Raw genomic sequence first — 15,794 nt, 5'->3', positions numbered from 1 at the left:
AGGATTTAATATGAGGATCGAATTAATCACAGGTTTATTATTTTTAGCGCTAAGTATTTTATTTCTTTTGGGTAAAGGTAGTTTTCTGATTGCAGGATATAATACTTCCAGTAAAGCAGAGAAGGCTAAATATGATGAAAAGAAGATATGTCGTTATGCTGGTATTGCTATGTTGATAGCCAGCATTGGACAATTTGTCCTTCTTTGGAACAAAAATTTAATGTGGTTAACCTTGCTTGTGAGTTTTATCGCTGTTGCCGTTGCCATTGTTGGTACCAATTTCTTCTCTAAGAAAAAAGTTGAGGATATGAATGAAGCAGAAATCAAACCATATGATAACAATGCCTCTAAGATTGTAAAGATTGGTAGTTTAGTGTTTACTTTTATTATTTTAGCTGGTGCTGGTGGACTTCTATTTGCTGGAGATGTCAGTGTAAGTGTTGGCAAGAATGCAGTAGAGGTCAATGCATTCATGGCTGCAGGTTCAACTGTCAAATATACAGATATAGAAGAAGTGTATTTATCGGATGATGTACATTATGGATCTCGTGTTGGCGGATTTGGCGGATTAAAGATTAGTTCAGGTAATTTTGAAAATGATGAATATGGAAGATATAAACTGTATGTATATAATGACAATGATACTTTAATTGTATTAAAAACAAACGAAGATAAATATATAGTTTTCAACCAATCAAGTCAAAAAAACACAGAGAAAGTGTATGAATCCATTTTAGAGAAGGTGAGTTAAGATGTTTTGGTTTATGCTGTTGATGAATTTGTTGATTCCATTAACGATGGTGTTCGTGGGTATTTACTTTAAAAAAGCAGCATTACCTGAAATTAATCCATTATTTGGTTATCGAACTAGACGTTCAATGGCAAGTTTAGAAGCGTGGCAGTTTTCAAATCGTTTAATGGGCTCGTACTGGTTTAAATATGGATTGGCTTTAAGTATGATTTCGATTATTTTTTCTTTCTTGTTGAAAGACCAAATAGAATATGGCTCCTTATTTATCATGCTTGTTCAGATGTGTGTAATGTTTTATACGATTTATTTGGTTGAAAAAGCTTTAAAACAAAAATTTGGAAATTAAAAAGAACGATCGCTTTGATCGTTCTTATTGTGTTATATAGGCGATGACTAATTTGATCGTGTTTTCAATTCCATCCCAATGTGTTCTCTCCATACCGTGACTAGCGTTGACTCCAGGTCCAACCAGTCCACCTTTAATATTGTTTCCACCTTTTAAGGCGGCTGAAACATCAGAACCATATTGAGGGTAGATATCTACTGCGTATTTTAGATTGTTTTCTTTTGCAAGCTTGATAAGCTTCGATGTGATTTCGTAATCATAAGGCCCACTAGAATCTTTAGCACAGATAGATACATCTTGTTCTGTGCAGGCAAGATCTAATCCTATGCATCCCATATCTACGGCAATGAATTCTTCAATGTCTTCTGGAATCCAACTGGATCCATGTCCAACTTCTTCATATGTACTAAATATAATTTTGATGTTACAGCTAGGTTGTATTTGATGTGTATGTAAATATTCTAATACTCCCATTAAAGCACTGGCAGAAATCTTATCATCCAAAAATCTAGATTTGATAAAGCCGCTTTCGGTGACTGTAAATTTAGGTTCAATGGCAATGATATCACCATTTTGGATACCTAGTTTTTCCGTATCTTCTTTTGAGTAAACAATTTCATCAATGCGAATTTCCATTGTGTCTTCTTTTCTTGGCGCGCTGGTCGCATCTGGGAATACATGGGCTGCTGGAGTTGTCGATAAAATCGTTCCAGTGTAGATTTTACCTTCGCGTGTCAAAATGCGACAATATTCACCGTCCAGTGTTGGCAGCATTGGTCCACCAATTCGTGTGAAGGCAAGTTTACCATCACTTTTGATTGAACGGACCATAAGTCCTAATGTGTCCACGTGAGCACTTAATCCTATTGTGTGGCTTGTGTCTTTGCCAGGTATGGAAACAATCAGATTTCCTTTATTGGATAGGGTTGTTTCAAAGTTAAACTTGGCAATATTTTCTTTTAGATAATTGATAGCTGATTTAGTATAGCTGCTTGGTGAATCAATGTTAATTAACTCGTTGGCAACTTTCAGCACAAATTCTTTGTTTATTGATTCCATTTCGAAATACCTCCGTTATTAGTATATAACTTTTTTGAATATTTCTATAATGAAAAAAATATTATTCTAGCGTTAAATGATTTTATTATGGAGTATAATAGAAATGAAAAAACTATTACATATGAATAATGATCATGAATATTTAAAGAAAGTTACAATAGGTATTCCGAAAAAACATAATGCGACAATTTATCTTAGTGAATATGATCCAAATTGGCCTTTGGTTTATAAACAACTTTCAAAGGAAATTCAATCGGTTTTACAAGAGAAAGTTATTTTGATCGAGCATGTGGGATCAACGTCTGTACCAGGTCTTTGTGCCAAGCCAATCATAGATATTTTATTAGAGGTCGAAAATAGTGCTGATGAAAACCAGTATGTTTCTAAATTAGAAAGTATAGGGTATGTATTGAAAATCAGAGAACCTGATTGGTATCAGCATCGTTGTTTCAAACATTTTGATCCTGAAGTGAATTTACATGTGTTTTCTAAAGACTGTAAGGAATCAAAACGAATGATTTGGTTTAGAGATCATTTAAGAAATAATGAAGCAGATCGAACACTTTATGCAAATACAAAAAGAGAATTAGCTTTGCGAAAATGGGAATATATTCAAGATTACGCAGACGCGAAGAGTCGTGTTGTATCGAATATAATGTCACATATGGAGGTGTTATCATGAGTGAAAAAATTATTACGATTACGCGTGAATTTGGTAGTGGAGGACGAACAATAGGGAAAAAAGTAGCCCAAAAACTGGGCATTCCTTGTTATGATGAAGAACTGCTGGAAAAGATGGTTAAAGAAAGTGGGTTCGTCAAAGAATATATTGAAGAACAAAGTGAAGATAGTGTTGGATGGTTAAATTCTATTCTTTCTTATAATGGTCTTACTATGACGAATCAAGATAAGCTTTGGGTCATTCAACAAAACCTGATCTTAGATTTAGCTCAACAAGGTTCATGTGTAATTGTTGGACGTTGCGCTGATTACATTTTAAGAGACGAAAATATTTTAAGCGTTTTTATCCATGCGGATATGGAACATCGTGCCAATCGTATCGTTACAGAATATGGAGAAAGAGAACAATCTCCTCAGCAACGATTGAATGACAAAGATCGACGTAGAGCGGCTTATTATCGTTTCTATACAGATATGAAATGGGGTAAGGCGCAAAACTACCATTTGTCCTTAGACAGTGGAAAATTTGGGATCGATAAATGTATCGATATAATCATTTCAGCTTTTCAGGATTGATCATTCATGATCGATCCAAAGTTCAGGCAAAAGCTCTTTTAAAGGTATTTCTTTGAAATCAGGCAGGATGATCAAAGTGTTTAAATTATCTTTATTCACTTGTATCATAAACTCTCGGCATCTACCGCAGGGAGGAAGGATGTTACCGTTTTTGTAGACGGCTATCAGTCGTTTGATTTTCATTTCGCCATGTTTAAGCATGTCGGCTATAGCAGCCTGTTCCGCACAAAATCCCAAGTTGCAGGCAAGGTCTATATTGATGCCGGTATAGATATTGCCACTTTCGCTTTCTAAAGCACAGCCAACTTGTCCACATTCGCCATCATGTTCCAGCGTTAAATGTTGAATCGTATTTTTTGCGATAGTATAAAGTTCAATCTTAGTCATATTTAGTATCTCCTGAAATTATTTAAATATAATTGTGAGATCAATACAAGGTAAAGTGTGAAAAACATTTTTAAAAAAATGTGTTATAGTTTTTCCATCAATAATAAGGAGAATTGTATGGTTAGAGATATTGTGAAAGATACATTTATTTTGAGTCGAATTTCTGTGTTGGCTAATAAAGATGATTTATCAATTGCTCAGGATTTGATTGATACTTTAGAAGCACATAAAGAAAGTTGTGCTGGTATGGCAGCTAACATGATTGGCTTTCATAAAAGAATCATTGCCTTTCAGGATGAGGGAAAGATCGTAGTGATGCTTAATCCGGAAATCATAAAAAAATCACAAATCTACTCAGCAAAAGAAGGATGTCTATCTTTATCTGGTCAAAGAGAAACAAAACGATATCGAAGTATCAAAGTTCGTTATTTAGATATGCAGATGAAGATAAAAATAAAAACATTTAAGGATTTTACAGCGCAAGTCATTCAACATGAAATTGATCATTGTGATGGTATATTGATCTAGCATTTCATCTTGAGATGATTTGCCTTTTTTTAGTTCACAATATCGTGTATCGATATTATAATGAAAGTGAAGATATCGAGTGTCGATATTAGATGAAGAAAGAAGTGATTCTATGGCAAAAGAAACTTTGGAAATACTAACAGAATCTATGTTTTATGTGTTGATGGCGCTTTTAAAACAACCAAAATGTGGAACGGAAATTGCGCAGTTTGTTTTAGAAAAAACAAAAAAAAGAGTGGAAATTGGTCCGGGAACTCTGTATACGATCTTATCTAAATTTGAACAGTCTGAATATATTGAAGAGATTGCCGTTGAAGGAAGAAAACGAACGTATCAGATCACGGATATAGGTAAAAAAGCTTATGTAAAAGAAAAAAGCAGACTTTATCAAATGTTGGATGATGCGGCTGCGGAGGAAATGTCATGAAAAGAAAATATCGATTAATGCGTGTCATGATTTATGAAAGAAAAGCTTTGGAAAATTATATAAATTCTATGGCTAAAGACAATTGGCACGTGGATAAACTAGGATTAAATTATATTCGTTTTGAAAATAGGGAAGATTCAATTCATTATGTAGTTGTCTTAAATGGGGATATAGAAGAGAAAGATATGATGTATGAAACGAATGCACAGAAGAAATTAAGATCTTTTATGGAAGATTTTGATTTAAATTTTGTGTGTTCAAATGGAATGTTCCAAATATATTCTTCAAGACAAGATTTGGATATCTATACGGATGAGCAGACGGAGTTATCAACGATTTGTCAAACAAAAATTAAAAATGGATATCCTTCATGCTACCACTGGGCCTTCTTGTGGCTGGCTATTGTTGTTGCAGGAATTTGGGCGATGTATGCTGGGATGCTTTCATTAAATAGCAATGCCAATCTTGCAAAAGCTTTATTGATCTTGGTCTCTTTTTTTGGCTTTATATTTGCGACCCGAGAAATTATAACACTATATCGATACAAAAAAAGACAGATACTTCAAGATGATCCAGGTGTATTTCATACAAGATGGTGCTTTTCTGTAATGGTGATTCTCAGTATATTGTACATGACTTGTTTTTTGGAATTTAAGTATTTGTTCTTTCTTATACATTTTTAGGAAAGTATATAATTTTTCCGTTATTAAAAACGGTATCAGAAGAAACAAAAGAAAAAGTATTTTTTGGACTATTGATCATATTAACGATCATCGTTTGTCTATAAGATAATAATTAAGAAGCCTTAATATTCGACTTTATGTATGAAAAGTGAGAGAATAGGGAAGCAGGAGGGATTTATGCATACAATTAAATGTCCAAATTGTCATACGATGTTTGAACTGGATGATTCTATTTATATGGATATCGTTAAACAGGTTCGTGATGAAGAATTTGAAAAAGAAAAGAAATCTATTGAGAGTTATTATAATGAAAAAAGCCAAAGCATGGTCAATGAAGCTAGAAGCGATTTAGAAAAAGAGATTGTTTTGTTGAAATCACAAATCAATGAGATGAAAAATACAGCATCTGTCGATAAAGAATTGGCAATTTCCAAGGCTCGTTTAGAATTCGATGAACGACTTAATGAAAAAGAAAAGATGATTCAAAAACTTGAAAGTCAGATCAAAGAAAATGAAGTCAAGGCAAAATATGAATTAACTCAACAAATATCTGAACTAACAAATCAATTAACGTCGCAAAAGACACAAGCCAAGCTTTTGGAGACAAATTTAAAAGAGAAGTATGAAACTCAATTAAAACTAAAAGACGAACAAATTGCCTACTACAAAGATTTTAAAGCAAAACAATCGACCAAAATGGTAGGAGAAAGCCTTGAACAGCATTGTGAAATTCAGTTCAATCAATTAAGAGCGACAGGATTTCAAAATGCATATTTTGAAAAAGATAATGATGCCCGTACAGGAAGCAAGGGCGATTACATTTATCGTGAAAATGATGATCAGGGTAATGAGATCATCTCTATTATGTTTGAGATGAAAAACGAAAATGATGAAACAGCAACAAAGAAGAAAAACGAAGATTTTTTAAAGGAACTGGATAAAGATCGTAATGAAAAGCATTGTGAATATGCAATCCTTGTTTCTTTGTTGGAACCGGATAATGAACTGTATAATTCTGGAATTGTAGATAAATCACATCGATATCCAAAAATGTATGTGATTCGACCACAATTTTTCATTCCAATGATTACTTTATTAAGAAATGCAGCACTAAATTCAATGCAGTATAAACAGGAACTGGCGATTGCGAGGGCTCAAAATATTGATATTACACATTTTGAAGAGAATATGATGAAGTTCAAAGAAGGATTTGCGCGAAATTATGAATTGGCCAGTCGTAAATTTAAAACAGCTATTGATGAAATTGACAAGACAATCTCGCATTTACAGAAGACAAAGGATGCTCTGATATCCAGTGAGAATAACTTACGCTTAGCCAATAACAAGGCGGAAGATCTAACAATCAAAAAATTAGTAAGAAATAATCCTACGATGAAAGCAAAATTTGATGAATTAAAAAATGAATGATAATTAAGTTGACAAAAAAGCAATTTGATTTATAATGTGAACGGTTCACAAAGAGAACTAATAGAAAGAGTGTATATGAAAGATTTCAATGAAGAACTTTTAGATGCCTGGTTAAATTTAACTGGAGCTATTAATAATGAAAAAATTGTTTCTCAATTACCATATAATGAGGTAATCATCTGCCGAATCTTATATAGAAACCGATCAAAACAGATTACGGCAACTGATTTATGCGAGATGACAAAGATGCAAAAATCTCAAATGAATCGTACATTGACCTCAATGGAAAATAAAAAAATATTGACTAGAACAAGATCTAGTGGTGATAAGCGAAAAATCTATGTAACTCTAAATGAAGAACAGATCAAAGTCTACGAAGATGAACATGAACGGATTTTAAAAATCGTGGACAAGTTGATTGAACGGGTTGGTAAGGAGAATGCACAAAAGGCATTGGAGTTGTTCGAATTGATTGCTCATATCGCTAAAGAGGAGATTAAATGATACGCTTATTAGTGGATTCATCAGCTGATTTTTCAAAAGCAGAAATAGAAGAAAAAAAACTGTTATTTGTTCCTTTACAAGTGACGATTGAAGACAAAAACTATTTAGATGGTATTGATATTTTTACAAATGAATTTTATGAGAAGATGATCGCAACAGATGGTTTCTTTAAAACAAGTCAACCATCACCGCAGCAGTTTCTTGACCATTTTCAAAAAGCAAAAGAAAACAATGGTACATTAATTTGTGTTTTGATTTCAAGTGCATTAAGTGGAACGATTCAAAGTGCAATACTTGCCAAAAATATTGTTGAATATGACAATATCTATATCGTTGATGCTCTAACTACCACAGTAGGTATTCGAGTGATGATCGATAAGGCGATAGAAATGATCAAAGAAGGCAAAGAAGCAAAAGAAATCGTAACTTACCTTGAGGAAATGCGTTCACATATCAAAATTCTTGCAGCTGTCGATACACTTGAATATTTATGTAAGGGTGGTCGTGTTTCTAAGACTACGGCTGCCATTGGAGAGATGGCAAATATCAAGCCAATCGTTACAGTGAGTTTAGATGGAAAAGTAGATGTCATTGGAAAACGTTTAGGAATCAATAAAACCATTAGCTATATTTGGAGTAAAATGGAAGAATTTAAGATTGATAAAAACTATCCGATTTACTCTTTGTTTACATATGGCACAGAAAATTGTGAGAAACTGGAAGCTCGCTTTGAAAAGAATGGTATCAAAGCTTCTGGTAGATTACAAATAGGGCCTACAATTGGAACCCATGTTGGACCAGGCGCATTTGGTGTGTGTTTTGTGGAAGAATTCTAAAAGACCTTTTGAGGTCTTTTTTTATGGGGTCTTGGTTTAAAAGAATGATAAGATAGTTATCAGAATAATATATTTAGAAAGTAAGAGGAATGTCATGAGGAAAAGATATAAGGTTGCCTTTATTTGTGTACATAATTCTTGTCGAAGTCAAATTGCAGAAGCGTTAGGGAAGTATTATGCCTCAGATGTGTTTGAAAGTTATTCGGCAGGCACTGAAACGAAACCTATGATTAACCAGGATGCCGTTCGTATCATGAAAGAGCTTTATGGTATTGATATGGAAAAGAGTCAGCGAAGTAAACTGTTATCTGATATACCTCCTGTGGATGTAGTGATTACCATGGGGTGCAATGTACATTGTCCCTATCTGCCTTGTTCTCTTAGAGAGGACTGGGGTTTAGTGGACCCAACTGGAAAAAGTGATGAAGAATTTATTAAGGCTATTGAAGAAATAGAAACCAAAATCTTGGAATTAAAGAGAAAACTTAGTGTATAGAAATCGGCATATATATTATCAATGCGACTTTTCTTAAGTCGTTCTTAATGTGTGTACAAAAGTGAAAAATGTATATGAAGGCATAAAAATTTATGTTAGATTTACAATCTTTCATGTATAATAAAATCATAAAAGTATTAAAAGCAGTAAGGAGGTTTTATCATGAAGTATGCTGCTGCAGTGGATATCGGAAGAGTAAAAGTTCAAGTGGCTCTTTTCGACGAATCGTATAATATCGTAGATCATCAAAGTTTTGATAGCTGTATCGATGATCCAAACAAAACTTTAGATGAGATTGCCAGTCGTGTTTTGAAGTTTACTAAGACGATTTGTGGTATTGGAATTTCATGTCCGGGAATTCTGGATGCGATGAAAGGTACTCTGCTTTATACACCAAATTTAGGTGATAAATGGTGCGGTCTTCATGTTACGGAAGCTTTATCTAAGCGTACGGGCTTACCTGTATATTTGGAAAATAATGCAAATCTTGCCGGCCTGGCTGAAGCTGTTATTGGAAAAGGAAAGGATTGTAAAGTGATTCAATTCTTGCGCCTTTCAACAAATGTTGGAGCTGGTTTGATCATTGATAAGAAAATTTTTAAAGGAGCTCATGGCTTTGCCAATGAATTCTCTCCAATCCGCATAACCTCTTCTTCCGGGAAAGAGTCGGATAAAATTGGAAATCATATTTCAGAAACTGGAATTCTTGATAAAGCAAAAAAAGCTGGTTTAACTGCAGAAACTGTAAAAGAAGTGGATGACTTGGCTAAAGCAGGAAATGAGAAAGCAGTTTTGATCATGAAAGAAGCCAAAGAGCATTTAGCAAATTTGATCAATGCCATCATTGCTTTTGCTGATCCGGATATGGTGGTACTTGGTGGCTCGGTTCCTTTTGAAATTGAAGGATTCACTGAAGAAATTGAGGAAATGGTAAAATCGCAAATACCAGAAGTAGTTTGTCCTATGGTTAGAATCTGTCGTTCTGGATTAAATGAAAATAGCAACCTTATCGGTGCTTGTAATTTGGCTTTTTCAAAAGAAGTATATGGTTCAAGATAAAAAAGAAAATCAGGAAGTTGAATGGCTTTCCTGATTTTTTTGTGCAATTTTTTTTAATTTTTGAACAATTTGTTTAGCTCTTTTTAAGTCCTCTTTAAATTGTTGATTATGTTGGATCACAGGTTCTTTTGAAATATAAACATAGACAGGATCTTTATTTAATAATTTAATTTCAATGCCTATATACACCTTCTTCATCTCGATAAATAAACTGTTATTGAAGGTGGAAATCAAAACTCTGTGGGAGAACATCTTGGATTTTCCTTTGTATGGCGCGTGTTCATATAGAATTTGACTTTTTATGATATCTTTGTAGGTATATGTGCCTATGCTTCCATCGAATATCTGGATCGTTTGATTTTGAGGATCAAAAAGAATGTCCTGTCTCGGGTTCATAATGATGCCTCCTCTCTTTTAGTATAACAAAAAAAGCGTGTATTAAACACGCATATCAATAGAATAGTTGTAAACCAATATAAGCTATCAATGCCATAGCAATTAAGAAACCAAGCCCATATGGAAGGATCTTAGATAATAAGATTGAATCCTTTCCTTTTTGATCAACCGAGCTTAATGCGATTGCAATACTTTGTGGAGAAAGCATTTTACCAGCTGCAACACCTAGTGAGTTTAAAGCAACAATCCAATATGGATCTGCATTTAATGAAACGGCTGCATTTTGTTGAACAGCACCAAATAAAACACCTGAACTTGTTCCTGAACCAGTAACGAAAGTACCTAGACATCCAAGGCAAGGAGCAACGAATGGATAGAAACTTCCGGTAACCGCAATCGCAAATGTTGCGATGGAAGCAATCATACCGGCATATCCCATGATCTTGGCACAACCCAGAACGCATAACATAGTAATGATGGTTTCTTTCATCTGTTTTAAAGTAGCAATAAAAACTTTTTTAAAATCATTGAAAGAGGCTTTTTGAATTAATCCTCCTAAAATAGCAGAAAGGAAGATCCAAACTCCAGCTGTATTGATCCATGTAAATGTCATCGCATTTGGATTTTCTCCGGAGTACACATAGATTGTAGAAGCAAACTGTGCTAAAAAATCATTTACCGGCGCAATCAATTTTGATGTTGATAACAAGAAAATAAATATGAAAATGAAAGGACTGCAGCTTTTTAAAGCGTCTTTTGCGTTAATTGAATGTTTTTCCACTTTCATCTCATATGCAGGATCTGTTTTCTTTTTAGAGGCAAGTAGGACTGTAACCAATAAAGAACAAACACTTCCTACAACAACAGCAAGTTCAGCCCCCACAAAATAACTGACGGCAAGCTGCGGAATGACAAAACTGATACCAGTTGCCAAAGTGATTCCAGTTACACCTTTTAAAGCTTTAGGACCTTTTCCAGTGACCATAACGATCAAGAAAGGAATAACCAGCATAAATGGTGCAAGCTGTAAAGATGTAATGAAAGAAAGTTGCGTATTTTCTAACCCAACTAGATTTGCCAAAGTTACAGTTGGAATACCAATTGATCCAAAGGGTGTAGGAGCACCGTTGGCAATCAAACAAACTAGGCAAGAGAAAATTGGATCAAATCCAAGTGTCAATAACATTCCAGCTGGAATAGCAATCGCTGTTCCAAATCCAGCCATACCTTCCATAAATCCGCCAAAACACCATGCGATCAATAATACAAGGATACGTTTGTCGTTTGAAACGGATGTAATCATTTGTTTGATGACATCAATACCACCTGTTCTTAATGACAAGTTATATGTAAATACTGCTGCAATAATAACGACGACGATAGGCCAAATTGCCATTAGGATACCCTCAAGAGCAGCCGTTAAAACTTCCATTGCAGGCAATTGCCAAACAATAAAGGCTAAAACACCAGCTACGATCAGACTGCCCAATGCAGCTTTATAAGTTGGCATCTTCAAAACAGTTAAGGCAAATATCAGCCATAAAATCGGGCATAAACCCAGAATAAAATATAAAAGTTCCATAATTTAATCCCTCTTTCTTGAGCATTATATCAGAAAAAATAGATAGTTAAAAAAAATTGCAATATTTTTTAAAAATTTATGGATAATACAGCCAATTTGATGTATTATAGTGGTACAAAGTAGCGGTTTGTGTCAGAAAGTGGGGGTGATGGCACGTGTTTATGGGGGAATATGCACATAATATTGATCGTAAGGGGCGATTGATTATGCCTGCAAAATTTCGAGAAGAACTAGGTGAACACGTTGTCGTCAATCGAGGCTTAGATGGCTGCTTGTATGTGTATACTGTTGAACAATGGCAGGCAGTATATGAAAAACTTTCCACTTTACCATCAACGAATAAGGATGCTCGTATGTATCAACGTATGATGTTATCAAAAGCGGCAGAGTGTGAAATGGATGGACAGGGAAGAATATTGATACCATCTTCTTTAGTGGCGTTGGCTGGCCTTGAAAAAGAATGTTTGATTATTGGGGTTGCCAATCACTTGGAGATTTGGTCAAAAGAAAGATGGGAACGTTTGGAAGAAGAACAGAGTGCATCTTTTGAAGAAGCAGCTGAACATCTTTCCGGCTTGATGGGTTAGTTATGGAACATGTTAGCGTATTACTAAATGAATCTATAAAAATGCTTCAAATCAAAGATGATGGTGTCTATGTGGATTGCACACTTGGTAGAGGGGGCCATAGTAGTGAAATCTTAAAAAGATGTACCAAAGGTTATTTATATGCGTTTGACTGCGATCAAAACGCAATTGATGAAAGTACACCTCGACTTCAGAAAATAGGGGATAACTTTACTTGTATTCATGATAGTTTTGAACACCTGAAAGAACAATTGGATTCATTGAATGTAGATAAGGTTGATGGAATCTTGTTGGATCTAGGGGTTTCCAGTCCACAGTTCGATGATGCAAAAAGGGGATTTAGTTATCGATTTGATGCAAGATTGGACATGCGCATGAATCAGGAACAAAAATTGGATGCCTGGACAGTGGTCAATGAATATTCATTGGAAGACCTATGTCGTATATTGAAGGATTATGGTGAAGAGCCATTCGCTTATAAAATTGCATCCAAAATTGTAGAAAAACGGAAAATGAAGTCGATTGATACGACATTTGAGCTCGTAGATGTTATTAAATCAGCACTTCCCAATGCAGTATTAAGAAAAAAGGGACATCCAGCCAAACAAAGTTTTCAGGCAATACGAATGGAAGTAAATCAAGAACTTCCGCAGTTGGAGGTTGTTTTAAAAGAGGGGTTAAAACGATTGAAACCACATGGCCGAATGTGTGTGATCACATTTCATTCTTTAGAAGATAGGATCGTAAAGAAAATCTTTAAAGAAGTGGCAGTGCCAAAAAAAGTGGATAAAAGATTGCCGAGTCTTGGGATAGAAAATTTAGAATATCAACTTGTGAATAGGAAACCGGTACTGGCTTCGAAACAAGAATTAGATACGAATTATCGTGCACATAGTGCCAAATTAAGAGGGATAGAAAGGAATGAGTGCAATGGACAAGAAACGAATTAATAAAAAACATAATAGAAAGCCAAAGATTCGTCCGGAATCTTTGTTGTGCATTGCGTTTGCTCTTTCTTTCTGTTTTTATTGTGTTACTAAGATTGGATTGAATTCTTATAACATCACCTTATCTGTAGAAGATCAAAAATTAGCGGCTGAAGTAGAGGAAAAACAGCAGCAGATTGATGAACTTCAAAGTGAAGTAAACAACTTGGAAGATAAGACTAGAGTGCTTGGTATGTTAGGTGATGAGGTTAAGGATAATCAGGATAATGTTTACATCATTGATTAATAATGTATAATTAATTATTAGAAGGAATGATGTGAATGAGTGTTAAAAAAAGCAATAAACAGCTTTATAGAGTAATACAAATCATGACTTTAACGGGAACATTAGTAGTTGCTAATGTTCTTTTTACCATGGTCACACATAGACATATTTGGTCTGGGCAGGATGTTTTGGATACACAAATTGCCAGCAGTATTGTTAATACAAGCGTAGAGGCAAAGCGTGGTACAATCTATGATAGAAATCACAATGTAATTGCACAGGAAGTAACGGCATATACTGTTGTAGCTTATTTGGATGATAGTTTGGAAGATGAGGATGGCAACCCAGATTATGTCAAAGATGCTGACTATACAGCCAAACAATTAGGTACTGTTCTAGATAATATTAATGAGGAAAAAGTTGCTAAGATCATAGAGGATGCAATTGATGATGAGCGTTCACAAACAGAATTAGGTACGGGAACAAAACGCTTGGATAAAGATACAATGGAAAAAATAAAGGATCTAAATCTGCCGGGAATTGACTTTATTGAAACGACAAATCGTAATTATCCAACTACACCTTTTTCTAGCAATTTAATTGGATTTGCAGCTTATGATGAAGAAAAAGAGAAAATTTCTGGTGTTATGGGTCTAGAACAGACATTGGACGAATATCTGAGTGGAAAAGATGGACAGGTTCAGTATCAACAAACAGTAGATGGTTCTATATTGCCAGGAACTACGCAAGTTTTTGAGGAAGCTGAAGATGGAAAAGATGTGGTTTTAACATTAGATGCTTCTTTACAAAGAACGGCAGAAGAACAGATGCAGATCACAATGGAACAAAATAATGCAGAAGCTGCTTGGTGTGCAGTCATGGAAGTTGAAACTGGAAAGATCCTAGCTTGGGCTAGTTATCCAACTTTTGATCAAAATAAGCACCTGGAAATACCAAGTTATCAAGATCGGGTTTCCCAGGCGGTTTATGAACCTGGTTCTGTTATGAAACCATTTACTTATGCAATTGCCTTAGATACGGGTGTTTTTCCACGAAACACAACTTTCAGAGCTGGAACATTTACATATACTTTTGACCCAAATACAAATAAGATCACTCGCGTTGCTAATGGAACTGAAACAGCATATCCACCAATTTCCGATGCCTTAGAAGAAGATTTTGGTGTAATTACATTTGAACAAGGTCTTGCATTCTCCAGTAACGTAGGTATTTGTGAATTGTTATCAAATTATGTAAACTATAATCAATATGTAGATTATATGGATAAATTCGGTTTCTTTAAATATGTTGACAGCCCATATGTTTCAGAATCTTTGGGCGTAAACAATATTGCAAATTTACCACAGGATTACTTGTCCAGTGGATTTGGTCAATCAAGTTCAATTACTATTTTGCAACTATTGCAAGCTTATACTGCAATATTCAATGGTGGAACGATGGTTAAACCATATGTTGTGGATTCAATTGTAGATTCCACAACTGGAGAAGTCGTAGAAGAATATGATACAGAAGTTGTTGGAACCCCAATTTCAGAAGATACAGCTAACCAGGTCGTTGATCTAATGGAAGGGGTTCTACAGGATGGAGCAAGTGGTGCACGCTTTCAAATTGATGGTGTCGATATGGCCGCTAAGACAGGTACAGGTGAAATTTATAATGAAGAAACAGGAGTATATGATAAATATAAATACACGTCTTCAATTATGGCAGCAGCTCCATCATCAGATGCGAAGATCATGGTCTATTATGGAATGGTTTCAACTAACTATGTTAACTATTCAGCGGAACCATTTAAGCAGATCATGCAGGCAGCATTGATTGCAAATGGTATTTCTGGAAGTGAATCGGATACATCATCTGAAGAAGAAACTTACGAAAAATGGGAAACCTACACTATGCCGGGATTAACCAATCACAGTTTAACTTATGCAAATAACAAATTAGCTGATAAAAAAGTCCATGTCACAGTGATTGGGGATGGACAAAATGTTGTGGATCAATACCCAGCTAAAGATAGCACGATCAATTCCAATGATAGGGTCTTTATTTTGACAGATGGTCAGACAATCACTATGCCGGATATGACAGGCTGGACTCGAAAAGATTTAACAGCTTTCTGGCAGCTGACAGGAATTAGTATTGAAACAACCGGCTATGGAAAGGTAAAATCCCAGAATATCGAAACGGGACAGACAATATCCACAGATACAGAAATCCAAGTGGAATTAGAATAAA

The 15,794-nt window shown here is 34.9% G+C and carries 20 protein-coding genes; 16 read left to right on the top strand and 4 right to left on the bottom strand.

Features of this window, described 5'->3' with window-relative positions; genetic code table 11:
- The first annotated feature begins 10 nt into the window (after nt 1-10).
- Both PND65_RS02585 and PND65_RS02580 read left to right on the top strand, forming a co-directional pair.
- Nucleotides 11-751 carry a DUF3784 domain-containing protein gene (locus tag PND65_RS02585; protein WP_087320053.1) on the top strand — a complete coding sequence of 247 codons (741 nt, stop codon included), beginning with the start codon at nt 11-13 and terminating at the stop codon, nt 749-751.
- Nucleotide 752: 1 nt separating this feature from the next.
- Complete coding sequence (locus PND65_RS02580) at nt 753-1,097, top strand: SdpI family protein (RefSeq protein ID WP_015536171.1); 345 nt, start codon at nt 753-755, stop codon at nt 1,095-1,097.
- Between the two features lie 24 nt (nt 1,098-1,121).
- On the opposite strand, the gene PND65_RS02575 is transcribed toward PND65_RS02580, so the two are convergent.
- Nucleotides 1,122-2,156 (bottom strand): M42 family metallopeptidase, encoded by a 1,035-nt coding sequence (locus tag PND65_RS02575; RefSeq protein WP_430734186.1) that lies wholly within the window; start codon nt 2,154-2,156, stop codon nt 1,122-1,124.
- A 103-nt stretch (nt 2,157-2,259) separates the two neighbouring features.
- On the opposite strand from PND65_RS02575, the gene PND65_RS02570 reads away from it, so the two are divergent.
- Both PND65_RS02570 and PND65_RS02565 read left to right on the top strand, forming a co-directional pair.
- Nucleotides 2,260-2,838 carry a GrpB family protein gene (locus PND65_RS02570; protein ID WP_271990161.1) on the top strand — a complete coding sequence of 193 codons (579 nt, stop codon included), beginning with the start codon at nt 2,260-2,262 and terminating at the stop codon, nt 2,836-2,838.
- The gene (locus PND65_RS02565; protein ID WP_271990159.1) at nt 2,835-3,413 is read left to right on the top strand and encodes a cytidylate kinase-like family protein; all 579 of its coding nucleotides are present in this window, start codon (nt 2,835-2,837) and stop codon (nt 3,411-3,413) included. The genes PND65_RS02570 and PND65_RS02565 overlap by 4 nt, the downstream gene beginning before the upstream one ends.
- Here the strand turns inward: PND65_RS02565 and PND65_RS02560 are convergent, their stop codons facing one another.
- Nucleotides 3,414-3,800, bottom strand: coding sequence for a cytidine deaminase family protein (locus tag PND65_RS02560; protein ID WP_015536166.1), 387 nt, complete (start codon nt 3,798-3,800; stop codon nt 3,414-3,416).
- Between the two features lie 117 nt (nt 3,801-3,917).
- Here PND65_RS02560 and PND65_RS02555 point away from each other — a divergent pair, with 117 nt between their 5' ends.
- The 8 genes from PND65_RS02555 (at nt 3,918) to PND65_RS02520 (ending at nt 9,761) form a co-directional block, all read left to right on the top strand.
- Nucleotides 3,918-4,328 carry a peptide deformylase gene (locus PND65_RS02555; RefSeq protein ID WP_022355489.1) on the top strand — a complete coding sequence of 137 codons (411 nt, stop codon included), beginning with the start codon at nt 3,918-3,920 and terminating at the stop codon, nt 4,326-4,328.
- Nucleotides 4,329-4,407: 79 nt separating this feature from the next.
- Nucleotides 4,408-4,755 (top strand): PadR family transcriptional regulator, encoded by a 348-nt coding sequence (locus PND65_RS02550; RefSeq protein ID WP_239414212.1) that lies wholly within the window; start codon nt 4,408-4,410, stop codon nt 4,753-4,755.
- Complete coding sequence (locus tag PND65_RS02545; RefSeq protein ID WP_271990157.1) at nt 4,752-5,438, top strand: hypothetical protein; 687 nt, start codon at nt 4,752-4,754, stop codon at nt 5,436-5,438. The genes PND65_RS02550 and PND65_RS02545 overlap by 4 nt, the downstream gene beginning before the upstream one ends.
- A 177-nt stretch (nt 5,439-5,615) precedes the next feature.
- Nucleotides 5,616-6,866, top strand: coding sequence for a DUF2130 domain-containing protein (locus tag PND65_RS02540; protein ID WP_087158515.1), 1,251 nt, complete (start codon nt 5,616-5,618; stop codon nt 6,864-6,866).
- A 75-nt stretch (nt 6,867-6,941) separates the two neighbouring features.
- The gene (locus tag PND65_RS02535) at nt 6,942-7,370 is read left to right on the top strand and encodes a MarR family winged helix-turn-helix transcriptional regulator (protein ID WP_022355493.1); all 429 of its coding nucleotides are present in this window, start codon (nt 6,942-6,944) and stop codon (nt 7,368-7,370) included.
- The gene (locus PND65_RS02530; protein WP_271990154.1) at nt 7,367-8,206 is read left to right on the top strand and encodes a DegV family protein; all 840 of its coding nucleotides are present in this window, start codon (nt 7,367-7,369) and stop codon (nt 8,204-8,206) included. The genes PND65_RS02535 and PND65_RS02530 overlap by 4 nt, the downstream gene beginning before the upstream one ends.
- Before the next feature lie 94 nt (nt 8,207-8,300).
- Nucleotides 8,301-8,702, top strand: a complete 402-nt coding sequence (locus PND65_RS02525) for an arsenate reductase ArsC (RefSeq protein WP_195191356.1) — start codon at nt 8,301-8,303, stop codon at nt 8,700-8,702.
- A 162-nt stretch (nt 8,703-8,864) separates the two neighbouring features.
- Nucleotides 8,865-9,761 (top strand): ROK family protein, encoded by an 897-nt coding sequence (locus tag PND65_RS02520; RefSeq protein WP_195191357.1) that lies wholly within the window; start codon nt 8,865-8,867, stop codon nt 9,759-9,761.
- A 9-nt stretch (nt 9,762-9,770) separates the two neighbouring features.
- Here the strand turns inward: PND65_RS02520 and PND65_RS02515 are convergent, their stop codons facing one another.
- Both PND65_RS02515 and PND65_RS02510 read right to left on the bottom strand, forming a co-directional pair.
- Nucleotides 9,771-10,157, bottom strand: coding sequence for a hypothetical protein (locus PND65_RS02515; protein WP_051335142.1), 387 nt, complete (start codon nt 10,155-10,157; stop codon nt 9,771-9,773).
- A gap of 55 nt (nt 10,158-10,212) precedes the next feature.
- Nucleotides 10,213-11,739 (bottom strand): L-lactate permease, encoded by a 1,527-nt coding sequence (locus tag PND65_RS02510; protein WP_271990152.1) that lies wholly within the window; start codon nt 11,737-11,739, stop codon nt 10,213-10,215.
- A gap of 161 nt (nt 11,740-11,900) precedes the next feature.
- Here PND65_RS02510 and mraZ point away from each other — a divergent pair, with 161 nt between their 5' ends.
- The 4 genes from mraZ to PND65_RS02490 are packed head-to-tail and all read left to right on the top strand — an operon-like array spanning nt 11,901 to nt 15,793.
- Nucleotides 11,901-12,326: a division/cell wall cluster transcriptional repressor MraZ gene (gene mraZ / locus PND65_RS02505; RefSeq protein ID WP_015536302.1), complete on the top strand. Its 426-nt coding sequence runs from the start codon at nt 11,901-11,903 to the stop codon at nt 12,324-12,326.
- 2 nt (nt 12,327-12,328) lie between these two features.
- The gene (rsmH, locus tag PND65_RS02500) at nt 12,329-13,276 is read left to right on the top strand and encodes a 16S rRNA (cytosine(1402)-N(4))-methyltransferase RsmH (protein ID WP_087158519.1); all 948 of its coding nucleotides are present in this window, start codon (nt 12,329-12,331) and stop codon (nt 13,274-13,276) included.
- On the top strand, nt 13,257-13,559 hold the full coding sequence (locus PND65_RS02495) for an FtsB/FtsL family cell division protein (RefSeq protein WP_015536159.1): 303 nt from the start codon (nt 13,257-13,259) through the stop codon (nt 13,557-13,559). The genes rsmH and PND65_RS02495 overlap by 20 nt, the downstream gene beginning before the upstream one ends.
- 35 nt (nt 13,560-13,594) lie before the next feature.
- Nucleotides 13,595-15,793: a penicillin-binding protein gene (locus PND65_RS02490; RefSeq protein ID WP_271990149.1), complete on the top strand. Its 2,199-nt coding sequence runs from the start codon at nt 13,595-13,597 to the stop codon at nt 15,791-15,793.
- Nucleotide 15,794 lies beyond the last annotated feature (1 nt).

Origin of the sequence: Faecalitalea cylindroides, assembly GCF_028321995.1 — a bacterium.
GTDB lineage: Bacteria > Bacillota_I > Bacilli_A > Erysipelotrichales > Erysipelotrichaceae > Faecalitalea > Faecalitalea cylindroides.
Note: the sequence above shows the minus strand (reverse complement) of the source record. Positions and strands in the feature narration are given on the sequence as shown.

Excerpts from the sequence above, each read along its gene's own strand:
- PND65_RS02570 (WP_271990161.1), top strand. The coding sequence starts at position 2,260 with ATGAAAAAACTATTACATATGAATAATGATCATGAATATTTAAAGAAA.
- PND65_RS02490 (WP_271990149.1), top strand. The coding sequence starts at position 13,595 with ATGAGTGTTAAAAAAAGCAATAAACAGCTTTATAGAGTAATACAAATC.
- PND65_RS02535 (WP_022355493.1), top strand. The coding sequence starts at position 6,942 with ATGAAAGATTTCAATGAAGAACTTTTAGATGCCTGGTTAAATTTAACT.
- PND65_RS02560 (WP_015536166.1), bottom strand. The coding sequence starts at position 3,800 with ATGACTAAGATTGAACTTTATACTATCGCAAAAAATACGATTCAACAT.
- PND65_RS02510 (WP_271990152.1), bottom strand. The coding sequence starts at position 11,739 with ATGGAACTTTTATATTTTATTCTGGGTTTATGCCCGATTTTATGGCTG.
- PND65_RS02530 (WP_271990154.1), top strand. The coding sequence starts at position 7,367 with ATGATACGCTTATTAGTGGATTCATCAGCTGATTTTTCAAAAGCAGAA.
- PND65_RS02545 (WP_271990157.1), top strand. The coding sequence starts at position 4,752 with ATGAAAAGAAAATATCGATTAATGCGTGTCATGATTTATGAAAGAAAA.
- PND65_RS02515 (WP_051335142.1), bottom strand. The coding sequence starts at position 10,157 with ATGAACCCGAGACAGGACATTCTTTTTGATCCTCAAAATCAAACGATC.
- PND65_RS02565 (WP_271990159.1), top strand. The coding sequence starts at position 2,835 with ATGAGTGAAAAAATTATTACGATTACGCGTGAATTTGGTAGTGGAGGA.
- rsmH (WP_087158519.1), top strand. The coding sequence starts at position 12,329 with ATGGAACATGTTAGCGTATTACTAAATGAATCTATAAAAATGCTTCAA.
- PND65_RS02580 (WP_015536171.1), top strand. The coding sequence starts at position 753 with ATGTTTTGGTTTATGCTGTTGATGAATTTGTTGATTCCATTAACGATG.
- PND65_RS02575 (WP_430734186.1), bottom strand. The coding sequence starts at position 2,156 with ATGGAATCAATAAACAAAGAATTTGTGCTGAAAGTTGCCAACGAGTTA.
- PND65_RS02495 (WP_015536159.1), top strand. The coding sequence starts at position 13,257 with ATGGACAAGAAACGAATTAATAAAAAACATAATAGAAAGCCAAAGATT.
- PND65_RS02520 (WP_195191357.1), top strand. The coding sequence starts at position 8,865 with ATGAAGTATGCTGCTGCAGTGGATATCGGAAGAGTAAAAGTTCAAGTG.
- PND65_RS02585 (WP_087320053.1), top strand. The coding sequence starts at position 11 with ATGAGGATCGAATTAATCACAGGTTTATTATTTTTAGCGCTAAGTATT.
- PND65_RS02555 (WP_022355489.1), top strand. The coding sequence starts at position 3,918 with ATGGTTAGAGATATTGTGAAAGATACATTTATTTTGAGTCGAATTTCT.
- mraZ (WP_015536302.1), top strand. The coding sequence starts at position 11,901 with ATGGGGGAATATGCACATAATATTGATCGTAAGGGGCGATTGATTATG.
- PND65_RS02525 (WP_195191356.1), top strand. The coding sequence starts at position 8,301 with ATGAGGAAAAGATATAAGGTTGCCTTTATTTGTGTACATAATTCTTGT.
- PND65_RS02540 (WP_087158515.1), top strand. The coding sequence starts at position 5,616 with ATGCATACAATTAAATGTCCAAATTGTCATACGATGTTTGAACTGGAT.